Annotated in this window: 6 protein-coding genes and 1 pseudogene; all 7 read left to right on the top strand. The window is 68.9% G+C overall.

Annotated features, from left to right (window positions below):
* Window positions 1-307 precede the first annotated feature (307 nt).
* Window positions 308-487: pseudogene (locus tag J5F18_RS03045) on the top strand (transcriptional regulator); the annotation flags it as partial.
* A gap of 145 nt (window positions 488-632) precedes the next feature.
* On the top strand, window positions 633-1163 hold the full coding sequence (locus J5F18_RS03040; RefSeq protein WP_346300875.1) for a MurR/RpiR family transcriptional regulator: 531 nt from the start codon (window positions 633-635) through the stop codon (window positions 1161-1163).
* Between the two features lies 1 nt (window position 1164).
* Window positions 1165-2643: a D-aminoacylase gene (locus tag J5F18_RS03035; protein WP_346300874.1), complete on the top strand. Its 1479-nt coding sequence runs from the start codon at window positions 1165-1167 to the stop codon at window positions 2641-2643.
* On the top strand, window positions 2640-3032 hold the full coding sequence (locus tag J5F18_RS03030; RefSeq protein WP_346300873.1) for a RidA family protein: 393 nt from the start codon (window positions 2640-2642) through the stop codon (window positions 3030-3032). Before J5F18_RS03035 ends, J5F18_RS03030 begins: the two co-directional genes overlap by 4 nt.
* Window positions 3033-3318: 286 nt before the next feature.
* Window positions 3319-4818 (top strand): sodium:solute symporter family protein, encoded by a 1500-nt coding sequence (locus tag J5F18_RS03025; protein ID WP_346300872.1) that lies wholly within the window; start codon window positions 3319-3321, stop codon window positions 4816-4818.
* A gap of 88 nt (window positions 4819-4906) precedes the next feature.
* Window positions 4907-5245, top strand: coding sequence for an FCD domain-containing protein (locus J5F18_RS03020; protein WP_346300871.1), 339 nt, complete (start codon window positions 4907-4909; stop codon window positions 5243-5245).
* 108 nt (window positions 5246-5353) lie between these two features.
* Window positions 5354-6043 (top strand): HAD-IA family hydrolase, encoded by a 690-nt coding sequence (locus J5F18_RS03015; RefSeq protein ID WP_346300870.1) that lies wholly within the window; start codon window positions 5354-5356, stop codon window positions 6041-6043.
* The last annotated feature ends 59 nt before the right edge of the window (window positions 6044-6102 follow it).

Here is a 6102-nt window from a genome sequence, read left to right as displayed (position 1 = left end):
GTCTTGCCGTGGGGCGCCAGACGGGCGCCGTGGGCCTCGGCGAAGCCCTGCATCCAGGCCAGGTTGTGGGCCAGGGGCGCCTCATGGAGCACCGCCGCCGGCAGGCTGACCCCGGTCAGCAGCTCGGGCCCGGTCTCCACGGTGCCCTTGTCGCAACAGATCCCCACTTCACTCATCGCTCGCTCTCCTCATGCCGGCGGCCACGCGCTCATGACAACGCCTCGGTGAAAGATATTTTCAAACATTCTTGACGATAGGTTAGAAACTAACATACTTTTCAACCAAGGCAAGTCACAGGAGCCCTCCAGTGAGCCAAGAGATCGACATCCTGTCGCGCATCACCGCGGACTTCGCCGCCCTGCGCGACGCCGAGAAGAAGGTCGCCGAGCTGATCTTCGCCGATATCGACTTCGTCACCGAGGCCAGCATCAGCGAGATTGCCGCCCGCGCCGGAGTCAGCGACGCCAGCGTGACCCGCTTCGCCCGCGCCGTGGGCTGCACCAACGTGCGCGACCTCAAGACCCGCCTGACCCGGGCGCTGGCCGCCGGGCGGCGCTTCATCCAGGAGGCCGGACGGCCCCGCCGCGGTCTACGAGATCGCCGCCCAGACCCTGGCGCTGAACCGCGAGCTGATGGCCCAGGCCGACGTGGCCGGGGCCGTGGAGTGCCTGGACGCCGCCCGCCAGATCCTGGTGTTCGGCGCCGGCGGCGGCTCCAGCATGCTCGCCCAGGAGCTGCAGTTCCGCCTGGTGCGCTTGGGCTATGCGGTGAGCGCCTATCCCCAGGCCCTGCTGCCGCGCATGGTGGCCTCGACCCTGGAGCCCGAGGACGTGGTGGTGGTGCTCTCGGTGACCGGCTACACGCCGGAGATGGTGGAGTCGGCGCGCATCGCCCGCCAGTACGGCGCCCGGGTGGTGGCGATCACCGCCCAGGGCTCGCCCCTGGCCGAGACCGCCGACGTGGTGCTGCCGGTGGCGGCCCGGGAGACCGACTTCATCTATCACCCCTCCGCCTCCCGCTACGCCATGCTCGCCGCCATCGATGTCCTGGCCCTCGAACTGGCCCTGCGCCACCGGGAGCGCTCGCGGGACAAGCTGCGCCGCCTGAAACTCACCCTCGACGCCCACCGCGGCGGCGACAACCGCCAGCCGCTGGGAGACTGAGATGCCCTACGACCTGCTGATCCGCGATGTGCGGATCCTCGACGGCACCGGCGCCGCCCCCTTCCGGGCCGACGTCGCGGTACGCGGCGAGCGTATCGCGGCGATCGGCACCCTGGACGGCGCCACGGCCGAGCGCGTGATCGACGGCCAGGGCCACTACCTGGCGCCGGGCTTCATCGACGTGCACACCCACGACGACACCAACGTGATCCGCACCCCGGCGATGCTGCCCAAGCTCTCCCAGGGGGTGACCACGGTGGTGGTGGGCAACTGCGGCATCAGCGCCAGCCCCGTGACCCTCGCAGGCGAGGTCCCCGACCCCATGAACCTGCTGGGCCACGTCGAAGACTTCCGCTACCCCAGCTTCGTCGCCTATGCCGAGGCGGTGGACGCCGCGAGCCCCAGCGTCAACGTCGCCGCCCTGGTGGGTCATACCAGCCTGCGCAGCCAGGTGATGGATGACTTCGCCCGCCCGGCCAGCCATGCCGAGATCGCCACCATGGAGCGGCTGCTGCGCCGGGCCCTGGCCGAAGGCGCCCTGGGGCTGAGCTCCGGGCTCGCCTATCGCAACGCCTTCCAGGCGCCCACCGCGGAGATGGAACCGCTGGTGGCCGCGGTGGGCGAGGCCGGCGGCGTCTACACCACTCACCTGCGCGACGAGTTCGCCGGCCTGCTCGGCGCCATGGACGAGGCCTTCGCCACCGCCCGCCACGGCCAGGTGCCGCTGGTGATCTCGCACCTCAAGTGCGCCGGCGCCGGCAACTGGGGCGGCGCGCCCCGCGCCCTGGAGAGGCTCGAAGCGGCGGCCCGCCACCAGCGGGCCCACTGCGACTGCTACCCCTATACCGCCGGCTCCTCGACCCTCGACCTGGGCCAGGTCACCGACGAGATCGAGATCACCATCACCTGGTCCGAGCCGCACCCCGAGCAGGCCCGCCGCCCGCTCAAGGCGATCGCCGATGAGTGGAAGCTGTCGCTGCGGGAGGCCGCCGCGCGCCTGCAGCCGGCCGGGGCCGTCTACCACAACATGAGCGAGGACGACATGCGCCGGGTGCTGGCCCACCCGCTGGCCATGGTCGGCTCCGACGGCCTGCCCAACGATCCCCATCCGCACCCGCGGCTGTGGGGGGCCTTTCCCCGGGTGCTGGGCCACTACAGCCGCGACCTGGGGTTGATGCCGCTGGCCGAGGCGGTGCGCAAGATGACCTCGCTCTCGGCGGCCAACTTCGGCCTCGTCGACCGCGGCGTGATCCGCGAGGGGGCCTTCGCCGACCTGACGCTCTTCGACCTCGCCACCCTCGAGGACACCGCCGACTACGCCACCCCCATCGCCCCGGCCCGGGGCATCGAGCTGGTGGTGGTCAACGGCGTCATCGGTTACCGCCGGGGCACGGCCACCGGCGAACGCGCCGGGCGCATGCTGCGCCGTACCCGGCCTATCCCCAATACCCTGACTCAATGCATGGAGGATTCCCCATGAGCATCACCCGTTACGGCGTCGAAGGCGGCGTCGGTACCGGCGGCCAGAAGCTGCCCTTCGCCCGCGCCGTGGAGGCCGGCGGCTGGCTCTACGTCTCCGGCCAGACGCCGATGACCGACGGCGAAGTGGTCGAGGGCGGCATCATCGAGCAGACCCGGCTGGCCTTCGACAACTGCCTGGCGATCATGCGCGAGGCCGGCTACGGGGTGGAGGACGTGGTGCACGTCACCGCGGTGCTCACCGACGCCCGCTATTTCCCGTCCTTCAACAAGGTGTTCCGCGAGATCTTCGGCGACCACCCGCCGGCGCGCATCTGCAGCGTCCAGGACCTGGTGGTGGACTGCAAGGTGGAGGTGGATGTGAAGTGCTTCCGGGCCGACCGAGCCTGAGAGGCTGTTCATGATCTGCTGCGCGTCGGCCATACGGCGTTGAAATCGTGTTCAGAATGCTCATTTACACCCCGTAAACTGCGCTTCTTCACCCGATTTCGCCTTGTCTGGCCTTAGCTCGCGAGATCGTGAACTGCCTCTGGGAAAGGGAGGGGTGCCGTGCTCCCGGCAAGGAGCACGACACCGGATCGCCGCGGTGACCTAGCGACGGAGACGCCGCGACAACCATCACATTGCTTACCCTCGGCCGCGGCAACGGCCGGGCAAACAACGATAAGAGGCTACCATGAATAGTCAAATCTTCCTCGCCACCTTCGTGGCCTACATCGTCGCCATGATCGGCTTCGGCTGGTGGGTCTCCCGCCACAAGCGCGGCAACGGCGACGACTTCCTGCTCGGCGGGCGCAGCGTGCCGCTCTTCCTCACCATCGGCACCACCGTGGCCACCATGGTCGGCACCGGCTCGAGCATGGGCGCGGTGGGCTTCGGCTACGCCAACGGCTGGGCCGGTGCCCTCTACGGCATCGGCGGTGCCGTGGGCGTGCTGCTGCTGGCCCTGCTCTTCGCCCCGGTGCGCAAGCTGCGCTTCATGACCATGAGCGAGGAGCTCGCCTACTACGTGGGCGCCAACCGCCTGGTGCGCAACCTGGTGGCGCTGCTGATCTACATCGCCTGCATCGGCTGGCTGGGCGCCCATATCCTCGGCGGCGGCCTCTACCTCTCCTGGATGGCCGATATCGACCTGACCACCGCGCGCATCCTGGTGGCGCTGGGCTTCGGCGTCTACTGCGTGATCGGCGGCTACTTCGCGGTGATCTGGACCGACACCATCCAGGCGGTGGTGCTGTTCGCCGGCTTCCTGCTGATGGCGGTGCTGGCCCTGGTGGAAGTGGGCGGCTTCGCCGGCCTCACCGCCAGCATGGATGCCGGCGCCGCCAGCTTCCTCGGCATCGACAAGATCGGCGCCCTGCCGGCGCTGTCGCTGGCCACGGTGATCGCCGTGGGCGTGCTGGCCACCCCCTCCTTCCGCCAGCGCATCTACTCCGGCGAGTCGGTGGCCACGGTGCGCCGCTCCTTCGTGATCACCGGCGTGCTCTACCTGGGCTTCTCGATCATCCCGGCGATCATCGGCATGGCCACCCACGCCCTCAACCCGGGCCTGGAGAACAGCAACTTCGCCTTCCCCTTCCTGGCCACCGAGATCCTGCCGCTGGGCCTCGGCCTGCTGCTGCTGGTGGCGGGGCTGTCGGCGACCATGTCCAGCGCCAGCTCGGACGCCATCGCCGGGGTCTCGACGCTGATGCGTGACCTCTACGTGCTGGTCACCGGGCACACCCCCTCGGCCCGCAACGTGGTGCGCTTCTCGCGGATCGCCCTGGTGGCCACCATCGGCCTGGCGCTGCTCTTCGCCCTGACCTCGGACAACGTGATCACCTACATCACCCGCATGATCGCCACCATCATGTCCGGGCTCTTCGTCTGCGCCCTGCTGGGCCGCTTCTGGCCGCGCTACAACTGGCAGGGCGCCGTGGCCACCCTGGTCAGTGCCTCGGTCACCTCGCTCTCGATCATCGCCAACGCCGACTGGAGCGCCTACTGGGGCAATCCCAGCATCCCGGCGGTGCTGGCGGCCCTGGCCGCGGGGGTGGTGGTCAGCCTGCTGACTCCGGCCTCCCGGGTCACCCCGGCACAGGCCCTGGCGATCCTCGACGAGGAGCGCCGGCGCATGGAGCAGGCCCCCGACGCGACCCTGACGGAGGGCCAGGTCGCCGCCACCGGCCGCTGACCCACCGGCACCGGTAACACCACGGGCCCCGCCGAGCGATCGGCGGGGCCCGTCTTTCTTGGTAGCAAGGTGACGCTCAGGCGGTCAGTTGACGTACCGCCAATTCCACCCCACGCAGCTCGGCCAGGCCACTCAGAATGCGGTGCTGGTCTACCTGGTGGAGAAGATGTGGTACCAGCGCGACCGTAACCCGCTGTGGCAGAAGCTGCATGAGCGTATCGACAGCCGCGAGTCGCTGGACAGCTGGTGCGATGATCATGACGCCATCCTCAAGGCACTGATACGCCGCGACTCGGAAGGCGCTCGCCAGGCCATGTGGCAACACCTGGAGAACATCAAGGGGATGCTCTTCGAGGCCAGCACGATCGAGGACGAGAACGAGCTGGACTATTACCTCTTCGCCGCCAGCCAGGTGGTCAAGCCCTGAGGGCGGCAGCAAGAGCCAGGCACAATTGAAAAACACTGTTCACAAAGCGCCCGAACTGGTCTTTAATAGTAAGGTGATCATGCCCGGAAACGCCCGCGAGGTTTGGTGATGGCACGCCCGATCTGCCTGCTCTTCGACTGCGACGGTACCCTGGTCGACAGCGAGCCGCTGCTCGCCGACGAGATGGCCACCGCCCTCAACGCCGTGGGCCTGCCCTTCCAGGCCAACGACTACATTGGCGAATTCCGCGGGGCCCGCTTCCGTCGAATCGTCGCCGAACTGGAGAGCCGACACGGCCGAGTGGACCCCACCACCCTGGAGCCCCTCGAGGCAACCATGCGCGCCAACCTCAACCACCGGCTGGCCACCGAGCTGACCCCCATCGAGGGTGCACCCGAGGCCCTGGCACTGCTGCACGACTACCCCATGGGCGTCGTCTCCAACGGCCCGGTGAACAAGATTCGCACCTCCCTGAGCGCCACCGGCCTCGATAACCTGTTCGGCAACCGCCTGTTCAGCGCCTACGCCGCCAACTGCTGGAAGCCCGACCCCTGCCTCTACCTCCATGCGGCGCAAGAGATGGGCTATGCCCCGGCGCAGTGCCTGGCCATCGAGGATTCCGTGGTGGGGGTGCGCGCCGCCCTGGTCGCCGGCATGACGGTGATCCACCTCAATCGCTATCCGGATGTGGAGGAGACCCCGGAGGGCGCCATCATGATCACCAGCATGTTCCAGCTGCCCACCGTGGTGGCCCGCCTGGCCAGGGAGATGGCCCCTCACCGCACCGCCGCCCACTGACGCCCTTACGCTCGCGGCGCCGAAGCCCATGCAGGCGGCGCCCGCGAACGCTATCATCT

It is taken from the genome of Halomonas sp. BM-2019 (genome assembly GCF_017584085.1).
The sequence above is the reverse complement of the archived record's forward strand: the minus strand, read 5'-3'. Positions and strand labels throughout refer to the sequence as shown.